Genomic DNA, 22,482 nt, shown 5'->3' on the forward strand with positions numbered 1-22,482 from the left:
TCCGCCGCGCGACGGGCCGGTGGTTCCCAGGCCCGCGCCTTGGCGGGTACGCCGGGCGATCGACTTGGTGCGAAGCGGCAGGGGCTGCCGGGCGGGCGCGGCCGTCGGCGGGTGTGCCGGTGCGGTATTCCGTCCGTCGGAACGCCGTCGGCGGCCCCGGTCGCGAGGGCCCGCGCAGTCACCCGGTCCGGGCCATCAACAGGGCGCACACGTGCGGTTCGCCGCCGGCCGGAGACGTACGCCGCGGCTCCGACGCGGGGCGGGGCCCGCCCTGTACGGGGCGAGGGGATCAAGAGGACTGCCGTGGTCCGTTCGGTCGCCTTCCTCCGACCGCCTCTATGCCGGAGTCGTCCCCGGGCCCGACGAACCGGGCTCCGGGCCGAAGGTCCCGGTTCACGCAGCCGCCGGCCGAGGACGACTCCGTAGCCCGGTCGACACGCCACGGCGGCCGCCGACGTGGACGGGCCGCGGCCCGGCAGCCAGGGACGGTCATCGCGCTGCGGTGTCCGGCTCCCCTCCCACCGGTACCTGCCACACCAATCGCGTTCCGCCGCTCTCCGCAGTGGTCGTCTGCATGTCGCCGCCGAGCTTGTGGGCTCGTGCCGCCATGTTGTCGAGTCCGCTGCGGCGGCCTCCGGGCGGGATGCCGACGCCGTTGTCCGTGACCGTCAGGCGCAGCTTCTTGCCGTCGGTCTCCAGGATCACGTCGGCACGGTCCGCCCGGGCGTGCCGGGCGACGTTGGTGAGGGACTCGGTCAGGACCGCCATGACGTGATCGGCGGTCTCCTTCGGCACGTGCGTGTCGAGCAGTCCCTCCATCCGGACGCCGGGAGCGAAGCCCAGGACCGGTGCGGCCTCGCCGACCGCCCTTACGGCGCGGGCGCGCAGGCCGGACGCCGTCTCGTCGTCCCGGGTCCGCAGCCCGAAGATCGTCGACCGGATGATTTTGATGGTCTCGTCGAGGTCGCCCACCGCGCGCTGCACCCGCTCGGCGGCTCCCTCGTGCTGGATGAAGCGGCCGGCGCTCTGCAGTGTCATGCCGGTGGCGAACAGCCGCTGGATGGCCAGGTCGTGCAGGTCCCGGGCGATGCGGTCGCGGTCCTCCAGCAGGGCGATCTGCTCGGCGTCCTGGCGGCGTTCGGCCAGTTCCATGGCGACCGCTGCCTGGGCCGCGAACACCTGCAGCGGCGCGATCTCCTTCTCGGTGAGTTCGGACCGGCCCGCCTCCCGGACCAGCAGCACCACTCCCCGGACGTCGTCACCCGCGCCGATCGGAACGGCCACCGCCGGCCCCAGGCCCCCGAACCGCGGTGGCCCGCCCGAGATCCGCGGATCGTGGGAGACGTCCGGACTGCTCACCGGCGCACGCCGCACGAATGCCTCGCCGACGAGGCTGCCCTCCACGGGCAGCACCGCCCCGCTCAGCACCTCGGCCTCCCGCCCGATCGCCAGCTCCACCACCAGCGTCCGGGTGTCCGCGACGGGCATGGCCACCACGGCCAGGGCGGCGGCGGTGATCTCCCGGGCCCGTTCGGCGATCAGCCGCAGCACACCGGTCTGGTCGGCACCGGACATCAGGGTGTGGGTGATTTCGGCGTTCACCTGGAGCCAGCGTTCGCGCAGCCGGGACTCCTCGTAGAGGCGGGCGTTGTCGATCGCCACGCCGGCCGCCACGGCCAGCGTGGCCAGCACCGATTCGTCGTCCTCGTCGAACTGCTGGCCGCCGCGCTTCTCCGTCAGGTACAGGTTGCCGAAGATATGGTCGCGCACCCGGATGGGGACACCGAGGAAGGTGTTCATCGGGGGGTGATGGGCCGGGAAGCCGTACGAGGCCGGGTGGTCGGAGAGCTTGGGCAGGCGCAGCGGCTCGGGGTGGCGGATCAGCTCGCCCAGGATGCCGTGGCCCTCCGGGTAGGGGCCGATCCGCGCGATCTGCTCGGCGTCGACGCCGACGGTGTGGAAGGCGGACAGCCGCTTGCCGTCGGGCCCGATCACGCCGAGCGCGGCGTACTCGGCGTCGACCAGTGCCGCCGCGGCCTCCACGATGCTGCGCAGCGCCTGTTCCAGGTCGAGCTCCCGGCCGACCGACAGCACCGCTTCGAGCAGGCTGTGCACCCGGTCCCGGGTCCCCCGCGCCGCGTCCAGCCGGGCCTGGAGCTCCTCCAGCAGCTCGTCCAGCCGCAACTGCGGCAGCCGTACCCGAGCCGCGCCGGCTTCCTCGGCACCTCCCACGGCTGACCCTCCAACGCCCCACCGCACTGCCGGCAGTCATGCCGCTTGCCCTGCAACGGTATCCGCTCGAACGGGCTGATGGTACGGGGTCGCTCCCGGCGGGGGCCGGGCGAAATGGTCAGTTCCGGGGCAGCCGGGCCGCCACGTAGGAGGTGAGGTCGAGCAGGCGGTTGGTGTAGCCCCACTCGTTGTCGTACCAGCCGAAGACCTTGACGAGGTCACCGTGGGTCTGGGTGAGGGGGGCATCCAGGACGCAGGACGCCGGGTCGCCGACCACGTCACGCGAGACGATCGGGGCGTCCGACACCCGCAGCACGTCCTTCAGCACTCCCTCGGCGGCCTCCCGGTAGGCGGCGTTGACCTCCTCCTCGCTCACCGCGCGTTCGAGGACCACGGTCAGGTCGGTCAGCGAGCCGTCCTCGACGGGGACGCGCACCGCGCTGCCGTCCAGCGTGCCCGCCAGCTCCGGCAGGACCAGACCCACGGCACGGGCGGCACCCGTGGTGGTGGGAATGATGTTCACCGCCGCCGAACGGCCGCGGCGCAGGTCCTTGTGGGGGCCGTCCAGGACCACCTGGTCGTTGGTGTAGCCGTGGATGGTGGTCATCAGGCCCCTGACGACGCCGAAGTGGTCGTCGAGGACCTTCACCATGGGGGCCACGCAGTTGGTGGTGCAGGACGCGTTGGAGATTACGTGGTGCTGTTCGGGGTCGTAGGTGCCCTCGTTGACGCCCATGACGATCGTGGCGTCGACGTCCTTGCCCGGCACGGACAGCAGGACCTTGCGCGCGCCGGCCGCCAGGTGCAGGCCGGCCCGCTCGCGGGTGCGGAAGCGGCCGGTCGACTCGATCACCACGTCCACCCCGAGGTCGCCCCAGGCCAGCGCGGCCGGATCACGCTCGGCGGTCACCCTCATCCGGTGGCCGTCCACGGTGATGGAGGTGTCGTCGTGCTCGACGGCGCGGTGCAGCCGCCCGTACGTCGAGTCGTAGGTCAGCAGGTGCGCCAGCGTCGCCGGGGAGGTGATGTCGTTGACCGCCACCACCTCCAGCGGGGTGCCGGTGCCGGCGGTCCGTTCCAGGACACAGCGCAGGTAGTTGCGGCCGATGCGGCCGAAGCCGTTGATGCCCACACGCACAGTCATGTCTTCCGTCCTCCCCTGAGGCAAGGTACGACGCCCGGGGTCGTCCCGGGATCGCTCCCAGCCTCGCGGCCGGGTTCCCGCCCGGACAGGGGCCGTGCGGGGGCGGTCCGCGGGACCTTCGGCCCGGTACGGCCCGCCGCCGCGCGCTCGGACGGCGACGGCGACGGAGCTGCCCTGACGAGGACGGCCGGCCCGCCGCGACGGCGGGTGTGCTGCCGGACCCGAGCACGTCCGCCGGGGGGGGCCGCGCGCACCGACCGGGCGGCCGGCAGGTACGAGGACACCGTTCCGGTCCGGAAGGGTAGCCCGACGTCCGCCGTCGACCGGGTCGCCGACTTCTACGGCGGCTACATCGACGGGCTGCACGACTCGGGCCACGGCCGGCTCACCGACGCCCTGCGCGTCCATTACCTGACCGCCGAGCTCCGGGAGAGGCTGGCCCGCTGGGAGGCCGGCCGTCGTCCGGACGTGTGCTCCGCTTCCGCGGAGTGCCGGCGGCCTGGGAGGTCGCCTACACCGACAGCGCAATGGGCAAGTGCCGGACCCGTGTGACGCTCACCTGGCGGGCTTCGGGCAACCGTGTGCACCGCACCCGCCTGACGGTCCAGTCGGACCTGGCCACACGGCTCATCTCCGACATCCGGCCCGGCGACTGACCCGGCGCCGGGCCGGCCGTAGCGAGCCGGCCGACGAGTCGCCGTCGACGACCGGTCCGCGCGCCCGGCAGCCGGCCCGTCGCACCGAAGCGGGTCCGGGGCCGGTACCACGCTCTCGGCGCGTGGCACCGGCCCTCGTGTTACCGGAACGGGGAGCGGAAGGGACCACCCGCTTCCCGCGGGTCCTGGTTGCGCGGTGCGCGGCACCCGTCCGCTTCTCCACGTCCTTCTCAGGTCCTTTCCACTGATGCCAGGAAAGCACCGCGGCCCGCGCGGACGGTGGGGCCGAGCGGGTCCGTCCGGCCGTGTCGCGGGTCCGAGCGGCCCGGCGGCGTGCGTCACGGCAGCATCAGCCGGCATGTTCCCCCGGGCGGGGGGCGCTCACGGTCCGTTCGGCGAGCCGGACGTCGATCGGCGTCCGGTCCGACTCCGGCACCGTGACCTCCCGTTGCCCGTGCTCCTTCCTCAGTAGTGGGGAACGACCGCGACCGGGCAGCCGGCGTGATGGATCACCGCGTGGGCGACCGGACCGGTGCGCCTGATCGACGCGTCCTCGGTGACACGACGGCCGACGACCACGAGTCCGGCCCCGCTGGCCGCCCGCACCAGGGCACTTGCGGGCCGGGCCGGCACCACCCGTTCCAGGACCTCGACGTCCGGATACTTGTCGCGCCACACCCGCAGCACGTCGGCCAGCAGGTCCTGCCACTCCCCCGCCTGCCTCGGCTCGTCCAGCAGACCGATCTCGCCCGGTCCGAGGGTGAGCGGGCCGGTGGCCCGCCAGGCGTGGAGGGCCTTGAGCCGTGCGTGGCGGCTGCGGGCCTCGGCGAAGGCGAACTCGAGGAGTTCGTCGCACGGGTACTCGACGTCGACGCCGACCACCACGTCCCGGTACGCGGTCCGCACGGAGGCGCCGCCGTCGGCCGACGGAAGATGTTCGTCCGCCGCCTGCTCGCCCGCCCGCACGAGCACGACCGGGCAGGTGGCCCTGGCGACCACGCCCAAGGCCACCGACCCCACCAGGAACCCGGTGAAACCGCTCAGCCCCCGGGAGCCCAGCACCAGCAGCTCGGCGGTGCCGGCAGCCGCCAGCAGGGCCGTCGTCGCCGGTCCCGCGACCTGTTCGTCATGCAGGCGTACTTCGGGACAGGCCGCTCGGACCCGCTGTTCCGCCCGGCGCAGAACGTTCCTTCCCGTATGGCGCCGGACCGCGTCCGCGGCTGCTCCGGCCCTCGCCCGGGGGTACCGGTTCCAGGCGTGCACCAGCCGCAGCTCCCGGCCGCGGCGTACCGCCTCTCGCGCCGCCCACTCGGCCGCCGCGAGGCTCTCGGCGCAACCGTCGACTCCGGCGACAACGGGTGCGAGCATGACGTTCACCTCCCTGAAGCGGGTGTTCTCCGCGCTGTCAGCGTCTCGCCGCCGCCGAGCCCCGGAAAGGGGCCGAGGGTCCCTGTCGGCGGTCGTCGGGCCCTTTGGGCCTGCGCCACCGCCCGGTGCCGGGCCGGACCTCCGCTCGCTCCCGCCCGGGACCCGCCTCATCGGGGCCGGTCGGCCCACCGGCGCCGTCTCGTCGGCCGGTGCCGTCTCCCGCGCTCCGCTGCCATCTTCGAACGGACAGCGGGACGAGGCGGGGCGCGCGGACCAGTACGGCTCTGCTCACGGAGGTGGATCGTCATGAACGAACCCTTGGTCGTCGTCTGGGTCGGCCCGTCCGCTCCCGGCCGCGCCGTGGCCGACTGGGCGGCGCACGAGGCCCGTCTGGCCGGGCGTCCGCTCCGTCTGGTCCCGGCCGCGGGACCGGAACCGGTGCGGGACGCCGCGCTGATCGTCCTGGACGCCGGGGAGGCCGGACGCGCCCCGGCCGCGGCCGACCGGGCGCTCGTCGACGCGACCGCCTGTCCGGTGGTGTTCGTCCCGGCCGGCCTGCACGTCGAGGCGCTGGTGCGCCGCTCCCGCGACGTGACGCTCGGCCTGGACGCCCGGAGGCCGGCGGACGAGGCGGTCGGCTTCGCCTTCGCCGCCGCCCGGACGCGGCGGCTGCGGTTGCGCGCCGTCCACGCCTGGGCACTGCCGCCGCGTGCCGCCGCTTCGCTCTTCGGCGTACCGGAGGACAGCCGCGCCGCCTGGGAGGACCAGGAGGTGCAGATGCTGTCCGACACGCTGCGGCCGTGGCGCGCCAGGTACCCGGACGTCCGGGTACTGGAAGACGTGCGTCTGCTTCCGCCGGCCCGCTCCCTGGTCGCCGCCTGCCATGACAGCGAGCTGGTGGTCCTGGGGCGGCACCCCGGCCAGGGGTCCGGAGCGCCCGCGCGGCTGCTGGCCCGGCAGGCCCGGCGTCCCGTCGCCGTCGTCCCGTCTCCTCTCGCCGGACGTCCGGGTCCGCGGTCCGCGCCGTCCGGCCGGCACGGTCGGGAGAGCGGATGACAGGCGGTCCCGTCGGGTCCGGTGCGGCGGGGTACCGGTGGTGCCCTGGAAGGCACGGCGGTCGGCGGACCGTCGAGCGCGTGGTGCCGTGCCTCGCTCGCCTGCCGGTGGAGGACCGCGTCCCGCGCGGGCCCAGGTGGGGCCGGACGACCCTGCAACGGGGCCCTGCGGCCCGTGTCCCGGTACCCGGCCGCGCGGGACGCTGATGACAGGAGCCCGACGGCGCGCGGTACCGGGCGGCGTCGTGGACATCGGGTCCGGACGGGCTCCGGGCGCGGCGCGCGTTCGTCGCGGCGCGGTCCGACGGAACGTCACCGGCCGAGGAGGCCCAGGACAGGAGAGGACCGGAACAATGACCACGACCATGGCCATCACCCTGACCACGGCCCTGCCGGCCGATCACCGCGAGCGCCTCATGAGCGAAGCGCGCGAAGTCTCCTTCGAGGCGGGTGCCCGGTTGTTCGAGGAGCGCCGGCGGGCCGACCGGTTCTGGGTGATCCGCAGCGGCACCGTCACGCTCGACGCCCGGGTTCCCGGCCGCCGGGCCGCCGTGATCGATTCGGTGAGCCACGGCGAACTCCTCGGCTGGTCCTGGCACTTCCCCCCGTACCGGTGGCATCTGGGCGCCGAGGCGCTGAGTCCGGTGCGGGCCTGGGAGTTCGACGCGGACACCATACGGGCGATGTGCGCCGAGGACCCGGAGTTCGGCCGGTCGATCAGCTTCTGGGTCGGCTCGGTGACGGCCCAACGGCTGCACGCGACCCGCACCCGGCTGCTCGATCTCTACGCCCCTTACGGCAGCGGGCACCGGGTGTGACCGGTGCGCACAGGAGGATTCTCATGTCACGCAGTCCGCACACCGTGAGCGACGTCATGACGCACACCGTCGTGGCGGTGGGCCGCGGCGCGTCGTTCAAGGAGATCGTCAGACTGATGCGGCAGTGGAAGGTCAGCGCCCTGCCCGTGCTGGAGGGCGAAGGGCGCGTCGTCGGCGTCGTCTCGGAGGCGGACCTGCTGCCGAAGGAGGAGTTCCGCGACAGTGACCCCGACCGGCTCACGCAGTTGCGGCGGCTGCCGGACCTGGCCAAGGCGGGCGCCCTGACCGCGGGCGAGCTGATGAGCACGCCTGCCGTCACCATCCAGGCCGGCGCCACGCTGGCGGAGGCGGCTCGCGTCATGGCGCTGCGGCGGGTCAAGCGTCTGCCCGTGGTCAGCGACGGAGGCATGCTCGAAGGCGTGATCAGCCGCGCGGACCTGCTCAAGGTCTTTTTGCGCTCCGACGAGGAACTCGCCGAGGAGATCCGCCGGGACATCGTCGTCCCTCTGCTCCCGGCCTCCCCCTCGTCGGTCCGGGTGACCGTCTCGGACGGCAGGGTGACTCTGACCGGCCGACTGCGGGACCCGTCGCTGGTGCCCGTCGTCGCCCGTCTCGTCCGCGCGGTCGAGGGCGTCGTCGACGTCGACTTCGATCCCACGGGCGGCGACGCGGTGGGCCGGTCCGCCTGACCGACCGGGCCGGCACCCGAGTACGCGGGGAGGGGCGGGTGCCGGCCCGGTCACGCATGAGCCCGTCGGCCCGACGGCGGACGGAAGACACCGATGCCCCCGCGGACGCGGTGCCGGCGGCTCAGGGCGGCAGCTCCACGCCGTACAGGGTGCGCCCGCCGACCAGTTCCCGGCCGGTGACCAGGTCGGCCTCGATGCGGATGAAGACCTCCACGGGCCAGGGAACCCACGACCGGGGTCCGGTGCGGACCAAGTGCGCGTGCTCGTCCGGGTCGGTCACCACCGAGGCGGGACCGGTGACGACCACGCTCCAGCCCGACTGGGCCGCCACGTCGACCTCGTCGGCCTCGAAGGCCACCACGGCGCCGTCGACGGCACGGACCAGCTCGGAGGAGGCGGAGGTGCGCAGCAGCACGGCACCGTCCTCGGCCAGGAGGAAGTTGACCGGCAGCACGGCGGGCAGGGCGTCGCGCGTGTGCACGATGCGGCCCACCGCCGCCCGGGCCAGTCGGCGCAGGCTCTCCTGCCGGTCCAGTTCGCGGAAACCGTCATTGCGGTACATCAGCCGGTCGTCTTCCCGTGTGTCGTCCGGTGCGGCCTCCCATCCTTCCCGCGGCCGGCGGCCGGCGGCGAGGGCCGGCCGTCCCCGGCCCGCCGCCGAACGTCCCTGACCCGGCCGGAGAGCCAGGTCCGGTCGGTCCCTCGACGTCCCTGCTCGGCCCATGACATGACCGCGTCCCGGCTGCCGGGTTCGGAGCAGGAGCGTACGTGCACGGGGCGGACGCTGGTGAGCACCGAGGTGCGGCGCGGTGAGCGTGTCACGGTGTGGCTGGACGGCCGGGACCGGCTCGTTTCCACGCCGACCGGGCGGGTCGACGCCGCCGTTGAGTCCGCGCTCTTCGGCCTCGGCGCCGCTCTCGTCGTCTCCGGTGCCGCCTTCGGCACGGCCTCCCTCGCCCGCCGGCGCCTGGACCGGCGGCGCCTGGCGCAGTGGGACGAGCAGTGGCGGCTGGTCGGCCCGCGCTGGAGCCAGCGGGCGGGCTGACGGTTCGCGACGGGAGGTGGCCTCGTCTCCGCGCGCCCCCGGTGAGAACCACCCGACCGGCTCCTTTCCGGGGGCCGGTCGTCCCTGTACGGACCGGCCGTACCGCGTTGCACTGGTATCAGCGTGGCGGAGCCGTCACGGCGCCGCCGTAGCCCGTAGGAGGTGGCGTCGTATGCGCGCGAGGAACATGACCGGCGACCGGCTCACTCCGCAGGCGGAGCCCGGCGGCCATCTGGTGGGCCGGCGTCCCGCCCCGCCCGCCGGCCCCCTGGCGACCGCCGGGCCGGCTCCCCGCCTCCCGTCGCGGGGGTACGCCGTAGAGGTGCCCGCCGGGGCGCTGCGTCTGGCGGGAGCGCTGGAGGTGCCCGTCGGCGCCCGGGCCATGGCCGTGCTGACCACGGGCAGCGGCCGGCATCGGCGGGAGATGTCCGCCGCACTGCGCCGCGCGGGCCTGGGGACGCTGGTGCTGGAGCTGCTGCACCCGGCGGAGTCGGCCGTCGGCCACAACGCCTTCGACATCGTCCTGCTGGCCCGCCGCCTGGGCGCGGCCTGCGACTGGCTGCACGGGGAGACGGGACTCCCCGTGGGCTGCGCCGCCACGGGCACGCGGGCGGCCGCCGCGCTGGAGGCGGCGGCCGGTCACGACACCGTCCGTGCCGTGGTCTGCCTCAGCGGACGGCCGGAACTGGCACGCCCGTCCTCGCTGGACCGGGTTCCGGTTCCTGTCCTGCTCGTCACCGGTGGTCGCGGCACCCGGCTGCTCGGCCGCAACCGGCTGGCCGCCGACTGGCTGCGCTGTCCGCACCGCGTGGTCGAGATACCCGACGCAGCGGACCCGGTCTTCTCGGGCGACGCCGCGTGCCGCGTCCTCGCACTGGCGACCGGCTGGCTCACCGGTCACCTGGGCGGCGGCACCACGGCTCCCGCGCCACCGGCTCCTCGGACATGGACGTGACCGTGTCCCCGGTGGCCGAGCCCGCCGGTCACCGGGGACACCGGCCTACCGGGCTCCGGTGCGCGGTCCGGCCCGGGGAACGCGCACGCCCTGCGGAACCACCCCGCCGCCGGTGAACACCGGTGGGCACGGCACGTCGTCTTCACGGCACCCGGGCCGCCGCGCCGGTGCACGGAGGTCCGGTCACCCGCTCCGCGCCGTCCGGCGGCGGGCGGGCGCACGGTCACACCGTGTCGGGCACGACCGCGACCGGGCAGGCGGCGTGGTGCAGAACCGTGTGACCGACCCGTCCGAGACGGTGCCCGAACTGACCGGGGCGGCGCCGGCCGACGATCAGGAGGTCCGCCTCGTGCGAGGCGGCAAGCAGTACCCGGCGGGCGGAGCCCTCGGCCGTGTGCCGGCGCAGGTCCACGCCGGCCGGGGCGTCGGCGAGCGCGGCCTCCAGGTGCTTGACCGCCCGTTCCTCGTACAGGCGCTCGGGCGTGCCCGTGAGCAGCGGGTGGTCGACCGTGTCGTGGGTGGGGCACCGCCACGCCCGTACCGCGTCCAGGGCGGCCCCGCGCCGCAGCGCCTCCTCGTAGGCGAAGCGGACCGCCGTCGTCGGCGTGTCGGCCGCGCCGACGACGATCCGGCCGTGCCGGCCTCCGGCAGCGCGGTGGTCGTGCCGGCCGCTGATCACGACGACCGGGCAGTCCGCCTCGGTGGCCACGGTCAGGCTGACCGAGCCGAGCAGCAGGCCGGTGAGTTCGCCGCGCCCGCAGGTGCCGACGATCACCATCGAGGCGTTGCGGGCCTCGCGCAGCAGGACGTACTCCGGTTCCTCGGCCACCGCTTCGGTGGTGACGGAGAGGTCCGTGTGGTGGTGGCGGGCGTGGCGGGCCGCGGCGGTGAGGATGTCCGCGGGGGTCACGCGCTCGGACGGCTCGCCGAGTTCCCGGGCGAGGGCGGTGCCCTCGTAGCGTTCCCAGAGGTAGGCGTGGACGATCCGGAGGGGAACTCCGTGCAGGGCGGCCTCGTCGGCCGCCCAGTCGACGGCCCGCAGGCTCGCTTCGGAGCCGTCGACGCCGACGACCAGGGGCAGGTACACCGTTCTCAGCCTCCCGCGCCGAGGTCGAACACGATGCGGGCCTTGACGTGACCGCGCAGCACCTCGTCGACGGCCTCGTTGACGGCGGCGAGCGGGCGGGTCTCCCGGATGACCCGCGTGCGGCCCGCGGCGTGCAGTTGGAAGACCTCGGCGAGGTCCTGCCGGGTGCCGACGATCGAACCGATCACAGAGGTCCCGTTGAGGACGGTGTCGAAGATCGGGACCTGGAGGGTGCCGTGCGCCGGCAAGGCCACCATGACGAGCTTTCCGCCGCGCCGCAGGCCGGAGTTGACGGCCGCGAAGGCGGCCGGGTTCACCGCGAGGGCGAGGGCCGCATGGGCGCCGCCGTGGCGCTTCAGCTCGGCGCCGACATCCTGGGTGCGGGCGTCGATGAGCAGGTCCGCGCCGAGTTCCCGGGCGAGTTCCAGCTTGTCGTCGGTGACGTCGATGGCCGCGACGGTGGCGCCGGCGATCTTCGCGTACTGCACGGCCAGGTGCCCGAGCCCTCCGACGCCCGAGACGGCGACGAACTGGGCGGGCCGCACGTCCGCGACCTTGAGGGCCTTGTACGTGGTGACGCCCGCGCAGGTCAGCGGAGCGGCGTCGAGGGCGCTGACGCCCTCGGGCACCAACTGGGCGAAGTCGGCGGCGGCGAGCATCTTCTCGGCGTAGCCGCCGTCGCAGCCGTAGCCGGTGTTGACCTGGCTCTCGCAGAGGGTCTCCCAGCCGGACAGGCAGTGCTCGCACCGCCCGCACGCCTGGCCGAGCCACGGCACGGCGACGCGCTGTCCGACGGTGAGGTGGGTGACGCCGTCGCCGAGCTTCTCGACGAGGCCGACGCCCTCGTGGCCGGGAACGAACGGCGGGGTGGGCTTGACCGGCCAGTCGCCGTGCGCGGCGTGGATGTCGGTGTGGCACAGCCCGGACGCCTCGACGCGTACGCGGATCTGGCCAGGGCCGGGCTCGGGATCGGGGCGGTCCTCGATGACCAGCGGAGCGCCGAACTCCCGGACGACGGCTGCCTTCATGATGTTCTCTCTTCCTGCGGGCCGGTCGTCGTCAGTCGTGCGCGACGACGGCGACGGGGGCGGTGGCGTGGTGCATGACCGCGTGGGCGACGGAACCGATGTGCACGCCGAACGGACTGCGGCGCACCCGCCGGCCGATGACGACGAGCGAGGCGTCGTGGGACGCGTCGACGAGGTGGCCCGCGGGGCTGCCGAGCCGGGAAACCTCCTTGACCTCGACGTCCGGGTACTTCTCCCGCCAGGGCAGCAGCGTCTCGGTCAGCGCCGCCGTCTGCTCGCGGGTGATGTCCTCGCGGGGGTCGACGCCGGCGGCCAGGCTGTAGACGTAGTACGGCGGCAGGTTCCAGCCGCGCAGGACGGTCAGCGGGGCCTCGCGGCGCCGCGCCTCCTCGAAGGCGAAGGCGAGCACGGTCCCGTCGGGGCTGTCGGTGTCCAGTCCGAGGACCACGGGGCGGAAGCCGGTGGCGGTGGAAGGGATGCCGGCGGGGTCCTTGAGGTGTTCGTCGGCGGCCTGTTCGCCCGCTCGCACCAAGACGACGGGGGTCTCGGTGCGGGCGATCACCGACTGTCCGACGGAGCCGACGAGGAAGCCGCCGAGTCCGCCCAGGGCGCGGGAGCCGAGCACCAGCAGACCGGCGTCGCGGGCGGCTTCCACGAGCACGTCGGCCGGGGCGCCGGACCGCTGCTCGGTGGTGACGCGGAGTCCGGGGTGGCGCAGCCGCAGTCCTTCCGCGGCCTCCCGGGGGATCCGCTCGGTCCAGTGCGCGTGGGTCTCCGGGCCGAGGAGCGGGGCCTGCGCCATCGGTTCCGGCACCGGCTGCCACACGTGCAGCAGCACCATCGGCAGGTCCCGCAGCACCGCTTCGCGGGCGGCCCACTCGGCAGCCGCCCGGCTCTCGGTGGAGCCGTCCAGTCCTACGATGATCGTGTCGGGCATCAAGCCCACCTCCTGTGGCGTTCGTTGCGCTTCCAGCGTCTCTTCCGGCCCTCGCGGCCGGACAGGGGCCGTTGGTCCCGGGGAGGGACCGACGGACCCCGTCGGGCGGGCTGGCGGGGTCCGCCGACCGACCCCACCAGCCCTGTTCAGCGCAGCCACCCGTGGTCGCGGACGAGGGGCAGGCGGGCCCACAGGCGGCCGAGACCCAGCGCGTCACCGGCCGACATCACGGCCAGCGCGATCAGCACCACGGCGTAGACGAGGTGGTAGTCGGCGAACGGGTTCGTCGACATGCTCGCCGACCCGTCCGACAGATGCTTGGCCGGCGGCCACTCCGCGACCCACATCAACGCCATCATCACCGTCCCCGCCGCAGCCGCCAGTCGCAGCGCCACCCCAGCGGTCAGGGCCAGCCCGATCCCCAGCAGACCCAGCATGAACAGCCAGTCCGCCCAGGCGTCTCCCGCCCACGAATGGAACGTCGACTCCATCGGACCCACCGCCACGTTCCCCAGGAACCCCTCGGTGGGCGAGCCCCCGTCGACCCAGCCCTTGCCGGACTGCGTCGCGTAACCGAAACCGAACGTCTTGTCCAGGAACGCCCACAGGAAGACGAACCCCATCAGCACCCGGGCAGAGGCCAGGACATACGCCCGCGCGGTGAGCGCCCCGGCCCCCGCCGACACGGCCGGCTCAGGCCCGGAAGCCGCGTGATGCCTGCGCAAGGACGGCAGGTGAAACCCTCCACTGCGATGAGTGGGCTGATGCACGGCCATGATGATGATCCCTCCGGGAAAGGTCCGGTCGGTGCCTGACACCACTCACTCTTCCGGCCGGCGCCGGTCCCTGCCCGGTGCCGATGGTCCGCACTGCGCGGCTCAACAGCCCCATCGGGCAGGGACGTTCGGCCACCGCCGGAACGGGAGGGCCGAACGGGGCCGCGCCGGGCCCGAACAGCCCCTCGCGGCCGCGCGGGCGCGGGCCGAGGCTGGGAAGGGCCATCCACCAGCTCTGCCGGTCCCGGGCAGAGGCGGGAAGGAGTCCCGATGAGCGCCACGTCACTCGATGCCCCGGTCCTGGAACGACTGGTGGCGGCAGCCGCGGCCGCGCCGTCCCTGCACAACACGCAGCCCTGGCGGTTCGGCCTCGATCCGGGCACCCGCACCGTGCGGATCGACGCCGCCGCGGACCGGATACTGCGCCACACCGATCCGGTGGGACGCGCCGTGCACCTCTCCGTGGGCTGCGCCGTCCTCAACCTGCGGGTCGCGGCGGCCCATTTCGGCTGGCAGCCGGTGACCCGCCTGCTGCCCTGCCCGGACCGGCCCGCGCTGCTCGCCCAGGTCCGCCTCGCCGACACGACGCGCGGCGCACCGGCGGACGGTCTGTTCGAGGCCGTGTGGCGCAGGCACAGCAGTCGTTTCCCCTTCTCCGGGCGCCCGCTGCCCGCGGACCTGCTCGCGGAGCTGACCGAGGCGGCCCACATGGAGGGCGCGGTCCTTCGCTTCCCGGGGCCGAAGGGAACCGATCGGCTGCTGCGTGCCACGTGGGAGGCGGAGAGCCGCAACCGGGCGGACGCCGACCGCGCCGCCGAGAGCCGCCGTCTGGTGAGCGGTCCGCGTCCCCCGTCGCTGGGACTTCCACCGGCGGCCCTGGGGCAGCAGGACGCACGGGACCGGATGCCGATGCGGGACTTCGGTGCCCACCGGCACCCGGACGTGCTGCCCGCCGGAACCTTCGAACCGCACCCGACCCTCGCGCTGCTGTCCACGGCGCACGACCGGCGGGCGGACTGGCTGCGGGCCGGGCAGGCCCTGGAACGCGTGTTGCTGCTGGCCACCCGACGCGGGGTACGGGCGTCCCTCCTGCACCAGGCCATGGAGTGGCCCGATCTGCGCGGACGCCTCCACGGCCGCTCGGTCGACGGCCGGCGTGAGCACGCGCAGATGGTGATCCGGCTCGGGTACGGCCCCGAAGGGCCCGCGTCACCGCGCCGCCCGGTCGAGGAGGTCGTGGAGGGCCACGGGTGAGCCCGCGCCGCCCGGTCCGTCGGCCAGGACCAGGCGGAGCCCGTCGGGCCCCGGCCGGCACGGAACCGGCCAGGGCCCCACGGATGCCCGGCGCTCGACCGGCGCCCCGGCCGGCGTCCGACGCCCGGCGCCCGGCGGCGCCTCCGGGGCCCGGCAGCGCGTCCGGTGCTCCAGGGGTGCTCTGCGCTCGGCAGGCGTCCGGCGCTCCGACGGGCGCCCGGGGACAACGCGCCCAGTACTCGGCTGGCGCCCGGGGAGCTCGGCAGCGCGTCGGCGCAGCGCTCGGCCGGGGCCCTGCGGCGCGCGTCCGGCGGGTGCCGGTCAGATCGCGTCGGCGCGTCCGTGTTCCTTCGCGCCCTACAGGTCGGCACCCTGCGGACGCGCGCCGGGCGCGCACCTGGACCTCGGGAGGCCGGGCCAGTGCGTTGCCCACCGTGCAGTGCGAGACCACCGCACGCAAGGCGGTCAGCCGCTCTGCGGGCAGGGACGGGGCGTCTACGGTCACCGACAGGGCGGCGACCCGCGCGGGACGGTCGTCGGCCATGCGGAACTCCGCCCGGACGGTCAGGCCGTCCCGGCCGAGGCCGTGTCGTTCCAGGTACCGGCCCGCCTAGCGCGCGGCGCAGGAAGCGACGGACGCGGCGAACAGCTCCACGGGAGTGGGGGCCGTGTCCTTGCCGCCGTCGCTACGGGGCTGGTCGGCGGTGAGGACGTGACCGCGTGCCCGGACCCCGAAGGCGTCGCCGCCGACGGGCGTCACGCGGCCCGGCCGGCCGGTGCCTCCGGGACGGGCTCCACCGCGGCCGCCTGGTAGAGCAGCAGGCCGGCCAGGTGCCGGGCCTCCTCGGCCGTCAGCGAGAGCCAGGGTGCCGGGCCGTCGTGCAGGCACGGGAGGAGTCCAGGGCATGGCGTCTCGCTGCCGGGTGACTCGCCCACGGGCGCGGGGCGCGCCCGGCGAGCGAGCCGCCCCCCGCCCGCCCGAGCCGGGCCGGGCCGGGCCGGCGGACCGGGACGGCCCCGGCGGTCCGTCCGGTCACCTCCCATCCGCCGCCGTCGCGGGCCGGAAGAACCCGACTGCGAGCCGATGGTCCCGTATGCGACCGGACACCCGGCGGCCGGAGGCCATCGCGCACCCGGCAGACCACCGGCCTTCGCCCACCGTCGGCACGGCAGGCGCGAGCGGCCGCGGACCCGGTGGCCGTCCCCCCTGGTGTCCGGGGACGGCTACCGGTGCGCGCGGGCCCGCGCGGCGCGGGCCGGACGGTACCGGCCCTCAGTGCTCTCCGCCCCGTGCGCGGTCGCGGGCCTGGGTGGCGATCACGGCGGCCTGAATACGACGCTCCACCCCGAGCTTGGCCAGCAGGCGGGAGATGTGGTTCTTCACCGTCTTCTCCGCGAGGTACAGCCGCTGGCCGATCTGCCGGTTGGTCAGTCCCTCCCCGATCAGTTCCAGGATCTCGCGTTCCCGGTCGGTGAGGCCCGGCAGCGCCTCCGGTTCCTCGGCCGGCTGCTGCCCGCCGCCCCGCAGCCGTGCCATCAGCCTGGCCGTGGCGCTCGCGTCGAGCAGTGACTGGCCGCGGGCGACCGTCCGCACGGCCGCGACCAGGTCCGAGCCCTGGATCTGCTTCAGGACGTAACCGGCGGCACCCGCCATGATCGAGTCCAGCAGGGCTTCCTCGTCGTCGAAGGAGGTCAGCATCAGACAGGCCAGGTCCGGCATCCTCGACCGCAGCTCGCGGCATACGCTCACCCCGTCCCCGTCTGGCAGGCGCACATCGAGCACAGCCACGTCGGGACGCAGGGCCGGGACCCGTACCAGCGCCTGCTCCACCGTCGCCGCTTCGCCGACCACCGTGATGTCCGGTTCGTCGTCCAGCAGGTCGTGCACTCCTCGCCGTACCACCTCGTGGTCGTCCAGGAGAAAGACCTTGACCGGGCCCCCCGTGGTGCCGTCCTGCTCGCTGTCCGCCATCGAATGCTCCTCGTGCTGCCTTGGTATCTCCTGCGATCCTTCCTTCCCCCAGGGGCCGAGGTCCAGGGCCGGCCGGCCCTGTTTCCGACGCGTCAGTGGGCCACGAGGCCCCGTCGGCGGAACCGGTCCCGCACCCGCTCCACCAGTGTCCGGTCGGGGACCGGGGTGTCCCGCAGCGGAAAGGGGATCTCCAGGGTGTCGTACTTGGCGGCGCCGAGCTTGTGGAACGGCAGGATGTCGACCCGCTCCACGCTTTCCAGGCCCGAGAGGAAGCCGGCCAGCCCGTCGACGGCGTCGTCGCCGTCGGTCCACCCCGGCACCAGGACGTACCTGATCCACATGCGCTTGCCCATCCGGTCCAGACGGGTGGCGAAGTCGAGGGTGGGGGCGAGGGCGCCGCCGGTCAGCTTCCGGTAGGTGGTGACGTCGAAGGACTTGATGTCCAGCAGAACGAGGTCGGTGTCGGCCAGGAGGGCGTCCGAGGCGCGGGCGCCGAGGAAGCCGGAGGTGTCCAGGGCGGTGTGCAGACCGGCCTCCTTGCAGCGGCGCAGGACCGCCGCGGTGAAGGCCGGCTGGAGCAGGGGCTCGCCGCCGGTGACGGTCACGCCGCCGCCGGCCGCGGCGACGAAGTCCCGGTACTTGCCGATCTCCGCCGCCACCTCGTCGACGGTGGCCTTCTTGCCGTCACGCATGTGCCAGGTGTCCGGGTTGGCGCAGTACAGGCACCGCAGGGGGCAGCCGTTGACGAAGAGGACGAACCGGGTCCCGGGGCCGTCCACGCCGGTGGAAAGGTCCCAGGAGTGGATCCGGCCGGTGACCGCCCCGGGGGCCACGGTGCTCACAGCGAACCGTGGAAGGTGCGGCTGATCACGTCGAGCTGCTGCTCACGGGTGAGCCGTACGAAGTTCACGGCGTAGCCGGAGACCCTGATCGTCAGCTCGGGGTACTTCTCCGGGTGCTCCATGGCGTCCTCCAGTACCGCCCGGTCCAGGACGTTGACGTTCATGTGGTAACCGCCCGCGAACATGTAGGCGTCGAGGATGCCGACCAGGTGACCGGCGCGTTCCTCGGGAACGTGGCCCAGTCCCTCCGGAGTGATCGTGGTGGTCAGGGAGATACCGTCGCGGGCCGCCTCGTACGGCAGCTTCGCCACCGACAGCGCGGAGGCGGCCACCCCGTGCCGGTCACGGCCGTTCATCGGGTTGGCGCCGGGGGCGAAGGGCTGTCCGGCGCGGCGGCCGTCGGGGGTGTTGCCGGTGTGCTTGCCGTAGACGACGTTGGAGGTGATGGTCAGCACCGACTGGGTGTGTTCGGCGTCGCGGTAGGTGGGGTGCTCGCGCACCTTGGCCATGAAGGTCTCCACCAGGTCGACGGCGAGGGCGTCGACGCGGTCGTCGTTGTTGCCGTACGCGGGGAAGTCGCCCTCGGTCTTGAAGTCCACGGCCAGTCCGGTCGTGTCGCGGATGGTCCTTACGCGCGCGTGCTTGACTGCGGAGAGGCTGTCCACGGCCACCGAGAGTCCGGCGATGCCGCAGGCCATGAACCGGTGCACCGGGTGGTCGTGGAGGGCCATCTCGATGCGCTCGTAGGCGTACTTGTCGTGCATGTAGTGGATGACGTTGAGCGCGTCCACGTAGGTCTCGGCGAGCCAGTCCAGTATCCGGTCGTAGGCGGCCGTCAGCTCGTCGTAGTCCAGGTATTCGCCGGTCAGCGGCGGTGCCGCGGGGGTGATCTGCTCCCCGGTCATCTCGTCCCGGCCGCCGTTGACGGCGTACAGCAGGGCCTTGGCGAGGTTGACGCGGGCGCCGAAGAACTGCATCTGCCGGCCCACCGCCATGGCGGACACGCAGCAGGCGATCGCGGTGTCGTCGCCGGTGTGCGGACGCAGCAGTTCGTCCGACTCGTACTGGACGGCGCTGGTGTCGATGGACACCTGCGCGCAGAACGTCTTGAACCCGGCCGGGAGCCGGGGCGACCACAGCACCGTCAGGTTCGGTTCCGGGGCCGGCCCGAGGTTGTAGAGGGTCTGCAGGAACCGGAAGGAGGTGCGGGTGACCAGGGGGCGGCCGTCGGCGCCGATGCCGCCGATGGATTCCGTCACCCAGGTCGGGTCGCCGGAGAACAGCGCGTCGTACTCGGGGGTGCGCAGGAACCGCACGATGCGCAGCTTGATGACGAAGTCGTCGATCAGTTCCTGGGCGCGTCGCTCGTCGAGGATGTCTTCGTCGAGGTCGCGCTGGAGGTAGACGTCCAGGAAGGTGGAGGTGCGGCCCAGGGACATCGCGGCGCCGTTCTGTTCCTTCACGGCGGCCAGGTAACCCAGGTAGAGCCATTGCACCGCCTCGTGGGCGGTGGTGGCGGGCCGGCTGATGACGCAGCCGTACGTGGCCGCCATCTCGGTCAGTTCGCCCAGCGCCCGGATCTGCTCGGCGAGTTCCTCGCGGTCGCGGATGACGTCGGCGGTGGACGGCAGGGTGTCGAGGCGGGCGCGTTCGGCGCGCTTGGCCTCGATCAGCCGGTCGGTGCCGTAGAGGGCGACGCGCCGGTAGTCGCCGATGATCCGGCCGCGGCCGTAGGCGTCGGGCAGGCCGGTGATGATGCCCGCCTTGCGGGCGGCGCGCATCGCCGGGGTGTAGGCGTCGAAGACACCGTCGTTGTGGGTCTTGCGGTAGGTACCGAAGACCTTGGTCACGAACGGGTCGGGGGCGTAGCCGTACGCTTTCAGGCTGTTCTCCACCATGCGCAGGCCACCGTTGGGCATGATCGCGCGCTTGAGCGGGGCGTCGGTCTGCAGGCCGACGATCAGCTCGCGGTCGCGGTCGATGTAGCCGGGGGCGTGCGAGGTGATGGTGGAGGGGGTGGCGGCGTCCACGTCGAGCACGCCCCGGCGCCGCTCCTCCGGGAACAGCGCGCTGACCTTCTCCCAGACCGCGCGGGTGCGGTCCGTGGGGCCGGCCAGGAAGGAGGCGTCGCCTTCGTAGGGCGTGTAGTTGGCCTGGATGAAGTCGCGCACGTCGATGCGCTGACGCCACCCGCTCCCGGCGAACTGCCGCCAGGCGTCGGCGGTCCGGGGGCCGGCTGTCACCGTCGCGGTCATCACAGGTCCTCTCGTCGTGCGGTCTGGTCACTGTCGATGCTGGTCGCCGGGGCCGGTGGCCAGGAGTGCCGGACAGGGCACCGGGCGGGGCCCGTACGGCCTGGGCGGGCCGGGACCATCGGTCCCGGCCGGCTTCGCACGGCCCGGGCCCGCCGGGCCGCGGGGTGCGGTGGCCGTCCGCTGTCGCCGGCCGGGGCAGGCGAACCGTCCCCGGAGGCGGTGCCCCGTTCCAGGGCGGCGGCGCGAGCGCCGCCCGGTCAGTCGTGCGGGACCACCGCCACCGGGGCGGCGGCGTGGTGCAGCAGCGCCTGGGTCACCGGCCCGATGTGCGCGCCGACCGCCGACCGGCGGATCCGCCGGCCCACGACCACCAGCGCCGCATCGTGGGAGGCGTCGACCAGGTGGCGGCCCGCGCCGCCGATCGTGGCCTGGGCGCCGACCTCCACGGCTGGGTACTTCTCCTGCCACGGCCGCAGCACGTCGGCGAGTTCGTGCCGCACCCGCGTGACCATCTCGTCGTTCAGCTCGGGCATGAGCGCCCCGTCGTAGTAGTAGGGCGGCAGCGTCCAGCCGTGGACGATCCGCAGTCGCGCCGCGTGCCGCGCAGCCGCGTCGAACGCGAAGTCGATCACTGCGTCGCTGGGCTTGTGCAGGTCCAGGCCGAGGACCACGTCGCGGTGTCCGGCGGCGGGGAGCTCGGCCGCCGGGTCCGGCGGCAGCGGCTTCGGCGTGCCGTGCGCGACGGAGCGTACGAGGACCACCGGGTGCTCGCACGCGGCCAGGACGGCGAGGGAGACGGAGCCGGCGAGGAAGCCGGCGACCTTGCCCAGACCACGGGATCCCAGCACCAGCAGTTCGGTGTCCCCGGCGGCTTCCAGCAGCGCCGGGACGGGCAATCCCGCGATCGTGTCCGCGTCGATCCGCAGTCCGGGACACCGGCGGGCGACACGGGCCCGCGCCTCGTCCAGTATGCGCCGTGCCCACGCGCGCTGCAGGTCGGTCGGCGGCACCGGCACGCCGAGCCCGGTCGCCGGCGCGTAGGCGGGTGGCTGCCACTCCCAGGCGTTCACCAGCCGCAGGGGCAGGTCCCGGAGCTGTGCCTCGCGCGCGGCCCAGACGGCGGCGGCCAGGCTCTCCGGCGAGCCGTCCAGTCCGACGGTGATGGTGCGGGTCATGGAGTACCTCCTTCGGGTTGCTCCGAGTCTTCGTCCCGCGCGTCCGGTACGGGCAGGGCCGACCGGTCCCGGCCTGGCATCCGACGGTCCCGGCGCCACGCGCACGTGGACCTGCGCGGGGCGCCGGGACATCGGCGGCGGCCGGCGCACCGGTCCGCTCGCCGAACCGCGCGGCGGCCCCGGCCGGCCTCAGTCGTGCGGGACGACGGCGACCGGGCACCCGGCATGGTGCAGGGCTGCGTGGGTGACCGGACCCGTGTGGGCGCCGAGCCGGTGACCGGCGATGCGGCGGCCCACCACGAGCAATGCGGCGTCGTGAGCGGCGCGCACCAGGGCGACGGCCGCCCGGTCCTCGGTGACCGTCTCGGTCACGGGGACGGTCGGGTATTTCTCCTGCCAGGGGCGCAGCGTCGCCGTCACGGTGCGCTCCTCGTCGGCCAGCGCCTGCGCGTACGGCCGCGGATCCGGGGCCGGGCCCTCGGGCGCCACGGCCGCCAGGGGTACCGAGGGGCCGGGTGCGGGCCGGGCCGGTGTGCGGAAGGCGTGGACCACCTTCAGGCCGGTCCCGCGCCGGCGGGCGGCGTCGAAGGCGAACTCGATCAGTTCGTCGCAGAGGCGGTCCGTGCGCAGGCCCAGCACGATCTCGCGGTAGGGCGTCTGCGGGATCTCCTCCGGTGCGACGCCGTCGGCGGCCGGCAGGTGTTCGTCGGCGGCGCTCCGTCCCGCCCTGACCAGCACCACGGGGCAGGCCGACCGGCCGACGACGCGCTGGGACACCGACCCGGTGACGAACCCGCCCACGGGGCCGAGGCCGAGGGAGCCGAGGACCAGCAGGCCGGCGTCCGTAGCGGCGGCGAGCAGCGCGGCCACCGTCGCCTCGCACACCAGGCGCGGGGTGACCCACAAAGCGGGGTGGGCGGCGCGGACACTGCGCACGGCCTCGTCCAGGAGGTGCCCGGCCCAGTCGTGCTCGTTGCTGTCCAGGGGGATGTACGGCGCGGGACGGGCGTGGCGGTGCCAGACGTGCACCACCTGAAGACCGGTCCCCCGCCGCTGTGCCTCCTGGGCCGCCCAGTGCGCGGCGGCGAGACCCGCGGGCGATCCGTCGACCCCCACCACGATGTCGTGCTGCATGACGTGTCCCCTCCTGAGTCGACGGACTTCCCGACGTCTTCAGCCTCGTCCCGGCCCGTC

20 protein-coding genes are annotated in these 22,482 nt (G+C 74.2%); 6 read left to right on the forward strand and 14 right to left on the reverse strand.

What is annotated here, in order from left to right:
* Positions 1–489: 489 nt before the first annotated feature.
* The 3 genes from IE316_RS33985 to IE316_RS33995 all read right to left on the reverse strand — a co-directional run bounded on the left by IE316_RS33985 (position 490) and on the right by IE316_RS33995 (position 5,400).
* Positions 490–2,232, reverse strand: a complete 1,743-nt coding sequence (locus IE316_RS33985) for a sensor histidine kinase (RefSeq protein WP_190208423.1) — start codon at positions 2,230–2,232, stop codon at positions 490–492.
* A gap of 118 nt (positions 2,233–2,350) precedes the next feature.
* Complete coding sequence (gene gap, locus IE316_RS33990) at positions 2,351–3,376, reverse strand: type I glyceraldehyde-3-phosphate dehydrogenase (RefSeq protein ID WP_190208424.1); 1,026 nt, start codon at positions 3,374–3,376, stop codon at positions 2,351–2,353.
* Between the two features lie 1,121 nt (positions 3,377–4,497).
* Positions 4,498–5,400, reverse strand: a complete 903-nt coding sequence (locus IE316_RS33995) for a universal stress protein (protein ID WP_190208425.1) — start codon at positions 5,398–5,400, stop codon at positions 4,498–4,500.
* A 306-nt stretch (positions 5,401–5,706) separates the two neighbouring features.
* Here IE316_RS33995 and IE316_RS34000 point away from each other — a divergent pair, with 306 nt between their 5' ends.
* The 3 genes from IE316_RS34000 to IE316_RS34010 all read left to right on the forward strand — a co-directional run bounded on the left by IE316_RS34000 (position 5,707) and on the right by IE316_RS34010 (position 7,962).
* Complete coding sequence (locus IE316_RS34000; protein WP_190208426.1) at positions 5,707–6,456, forward strand: universal stress protein; 750 nt, start codon at positions 5,707–5,709, stop codon at positions 6,454–6,456.
* 352 nt (positions 6,457–6,808) lie between these two features.
* The gene (locus IE316_RS34005; protein WP_190208427.1) at positions 6,809–7,273 is read left to right on the forward strand and encodes a Crp/Fnr family transcriptional regulator; all 465 of its coding nucleotides are present in this window, start codon (positions 6,809–6,811) and stop codon (positions 7,271–7,273) included.
* 23 nt (positions 7,274–7,296) lie between these two features.
* The gene (locus tag IE316_RS34010) at positions 7,297–7,962 is read left to right on the forward strand and encodes a CBS domain-containing protein (protein ID WP_190208428.1); all 666 of its coding nucleotides are present in this window, start codon (positions 7,297–7,299) and stop codon (positions 7,960–7,962) included.
* Between the two features lie 121 nt (positions 7,963–8,083).
* Here the strand turns inward: IE316_RS34010 and IE316_RS34015 are convergent, their stop codons facing one another.
* Complete coding sequence (locus IE316_RS34015) at positions 8,084–8,524, reverse strand: pyridoxamine 5'-phosphate oxidase family protein (RefSeq protein ID WP_190208429.1); 441 nt, start codon at positions 8,522–8,524, stop codon at positions 8,084–8,086.
* Between the two features lie 165 nt (positions 8,525–8,689).
* On the opposite strand from IE316_RS34015, the gene IE316_RS34020 reads away from it, so the two are divergent.
* Both IE316_RS34020 and IE316_RS34025 read left to right on the forward strand, forming a co-directional pair.
* Positions 8,690–9,007 carry a hypothetical protein gene (locus IE316_RS34020; protein ID WP_190208430.1) on the forward strand — a complete coding sequence of 106 codons (318 nt, stop codon included), beginning with the start codon at positions 8,690–8,692 and terminating at the stop codon, positions 9,005–9,007.
* A 172-nt stretch (positions 9,008–9,179) separates the two neighbouring features.
* Positions 9,180–9,962 carry an alpha/beta hydrolase gene (locus tag IE316_RS34025; RefSeq protein ID WP_190208431.1) on the forward strand — a complete coding sequence of 261 codons (783 nt, stop codon included), beginning with the start codon at positions 9,180–9,182 and terminating at the stop codon, positions 9,960–9,962.
* 223 nt (positions 9,963–10,185) lie between these two features.
* Here IE316_RS34025 and IE316_RS34030 read toward each other — a convergent pair whose 3' ends face one another.
* The 4 genes from IE316_RS34030 to IE316_RS34045 all read right to left on the reverse strand — a co-directional run bounded on the left by IE316_RS34030 (position 10,186) and on the right by IE316_RS34045 (position 13,790).
* On the reverse strand, positions 10,186–11,049 hold the full coding sequence (locus tag IE316_RS34030) for a universal stress protein (RefSeq protein ID WP_190208432.1): 864 nt from the start codon (positions 11,047–11,049) through the stop codon (positions 10,186–10,188).
* Positions 11,050–11,054: 5 nt separating this feature from the next.
* On the reverse strand, positions 11,055–12,077 hold the full coding sequence (locus IE316_RS34035; protein ID WP_190208433.1) for a zinc-dependent alcohol dehydrogenase: 1,023 nt from the start codon (positions 12,075–12,077) through the stop codon (positions 11,055–11,057).
* A gap of 31 nt (positions 12,078–12,108) precedes the next feature.
* Entirely contained in the window at positions 12,109–13,014 is a 906-nt protein-coding gene (locus IE316_RS34040) for a universal stress protein (protein ID WP_190208434.1), read from the reverse strand.
* 146 nt (positions 13,015–13,160) lie between these two features.
* Positions 13,161–13,790, reverse strand: coding sequence for a DoxX family membrane protein (locus tag IE316_RS34045; protein WP_190208455.1), 630 nt, complete (start codon positions 13,788–13,790; stop codon positions 13,161–13,163).
* Between the two features lie 270 nt (positions 13,791–14,060).
* On the opposite strand from IE316_RS34045, the gene IE316_RS34050 reads away from it, so the two are divergent.
* A complete protein-coding gene (locus IE316_RS34050; RefSeq protein WP_190208435.1) occupies positions 14,061–15,044 on the forward strand; it encodes an Acg family FMN-binding oxidoreductase in 984 nt (327 codons plus the stop codon).
* 756 nt (positions 15,045–15,800) lie between these two features.
* On the opposite strand, the gene IE316_RS35790 is transcribed toward IE316_RS34050, so the two are convergent.
* From IE316_RS35790 to IE316_RS34080, 6 genes are all read right to left on the reverse strand, one after another.
* Positions 15,801–15,980: a hypothetical protein gene (locus tag IE316_RS35790; protein WP_229910674.1), complete on the reverse strand. Its 180-nt coding sequence runs from the start codon at positions 15,978–15,980 to the stop codon at positions 15,801–15,803.
* Positions 15,981–16,317: 337 nt separating this feature from the next.
* Entirely contained in the window at positions 16,318–17,016 is a 699-nt protein-coding gene (locus tag IE316_RS34060) for a response regulator (protein WP_190208436.1), read from the reverse strand.
* Positions 17,017–17,108: 92 nt separating this feature from the next.
* On the reverse strand, positions 17,109–17,858 hold the full coding sequence (pflA, locus tag IE316_RS34065; RefSeq protein ID WP_190208437.1) for a pyruvate formate-lyase-activating protein: 750 nt from the start codon (positions 17,856–17,858) through the stop codon (positions 17,109–17,111).
* Entirely contained in the window at positions 17,855–20,113 is a 2,259-nt protein-coding gene (pflB, locus tag IE316_RS34070) for a formate C-acetyltransferase (protein ID WP_190208438.1), read from the reverse strand. The genes pflA and pflB overlap by 4 nt, the downstream gene beginning before the upstream one ends.
* A 257-nt stretch (positions 20,114–20,370) precedes the next feature.
* Positions 20,371–21,288, reverse strand: a complete 918-nt coding sequence (locus IE316_RS34075) for a universal stress protein (RefSeq protein ID WP_190208439.1) — start codon at positions 21,286–21,288, stop codon at positions 20,371–20,373.
* Between the two features lie 189 nt (positions 21,289–21,477).
* Positions 21,478–22,422, reverse strand: coding sequence for a universal stress protein (locus tag IE316_RS34080; RefSeq protein WP_190208440.1), 945 nt, complete (start codon positions 22,420–22,422; stop codon positions 21,478–21,480).
* Between the last annotated feature and the right edge of the window lie 60 nt (positions 22,423–22,482).

It is taken from the genome of Streptomyces fumanus (genome assembly GCF_014655295.1).
GTDB classification, from domain to species: Bacteria; Actinomycetota; Actinomycetes; order Streptomycetales; family Streptomycetaceae; genus Streptomyces; species Streptomyces fumanus.

Bases quoted from the DNA above. Each gene is read 5' to 3' on its own strand.
- gap (WP_190208424.1), bottom strand. From the start codon at position 3,376: ATGACTGTGCGTGTGGGCATCAACGGCTTCGGCCGCATCGGCCGCAAC.
- IE316_RS33995 (WP_190208425.1), bottom strand. From the start codon at position 5,400: ATGCTCGCACCCGTTGTCGCCGGAGTCGACGGTTGCGCCGAGAGCCTC.
- IE316_RS34000 (WP_190208426.1), top strand. From the start codon at position 5,707: ATGAACGAACCCTTGGTCGTCGTCTGGGTCGGCCCGTCCGCTCCCGGC.
- IE316_RS34005 (WP_190208427.1), top strand. From the start codon at position 6,809: ATGACCACGACCATGGCCATCACCCTGACCACGGCCCTGCCGGCCGAT.
- IE316_RS34010 (WP_190208428.1), top strand. From the start codon at position 7,297: ATGTCACGCAGTCCGCACACCGTGAGCGACGTCATGACGCACACCGTC.
- IE316_RS34015 (WP_190208429.1), bottom strand. From the start codon at position 8,524: ATGTACCGCAATGACGGTTTCCGCGAACTGGACCGGCAGGAGAGCCTG.
- IE316_RS34020 (WP_190208430.1), top strand. From the start codon at position 8,690: ATGACCGCGTCCCGGCTGCCGGGTTCGGAGCAGGAGCGTACGTGCACG.
- IE316_RS34025 (WP_190208431.1), top strand. From the start codon at position 9,180: ATGCGCGCGAGGAACATGACCGGCGACCGGCTCACTCCGCAGGCGGAG.
- IE316_RS34035 (WP_190208433.1), bottom strand. From the start codon at position 12,077: ATGAAGGCAGCCGTCGTCCGGGAGTTCGGCGCTCCGCTGGTCATCGAG.
- IE316_RS34040 (WP_190208434.1), bottom strand. From the start codon at position 13,014: ATGCCCGACACGATCATCGTAGGACTGGACGGCTCCACCGAGAGCCGG.
- IE316_RS34045 (WP_190208455.1), bottom strand. From the start codon at position 13,790: ATGGCCGTGCATCAGCCCACTCATCGCAGTGGAGGGTTTCACCTGCCG.
- IE316_RS34050 (WP_190208435.1), top strand. From the start codon at position 14,061: ATGAGCGCCACGTCACTCGATGCCCCGGTCCTGGAACGACTGGTGGCG.
- IE316_RS34060 (WP_190208436.1), bottom strand. From the start codon at position 17,016: ATGGCGGACAGCGAGCAGGACGGCACCACGGGGGGCCCGGTCAAGGTC.
- pflB (WP_190208438.1), bottom strand. From the start codon at position 20,113: ATGACCGCGACGGTGACAGCCGGCCCCCGGACCGCCGACGCCTGGCGG.
- IE316_RS34075 (WP_190208439.1), bottom strand. From the start codon at position 21,288: ATGACCCGCACCATCACCGTCGGACTGGACGGCTCGCCGGAGAGCCTG.
- IE316_RS34080 (WP_190208440.1), bottom strand. From the start codon at position 22,422: ATGCAGCACGACATCGTGGTGGGGGTCGACGGATCGCCCGCGGGTCTC.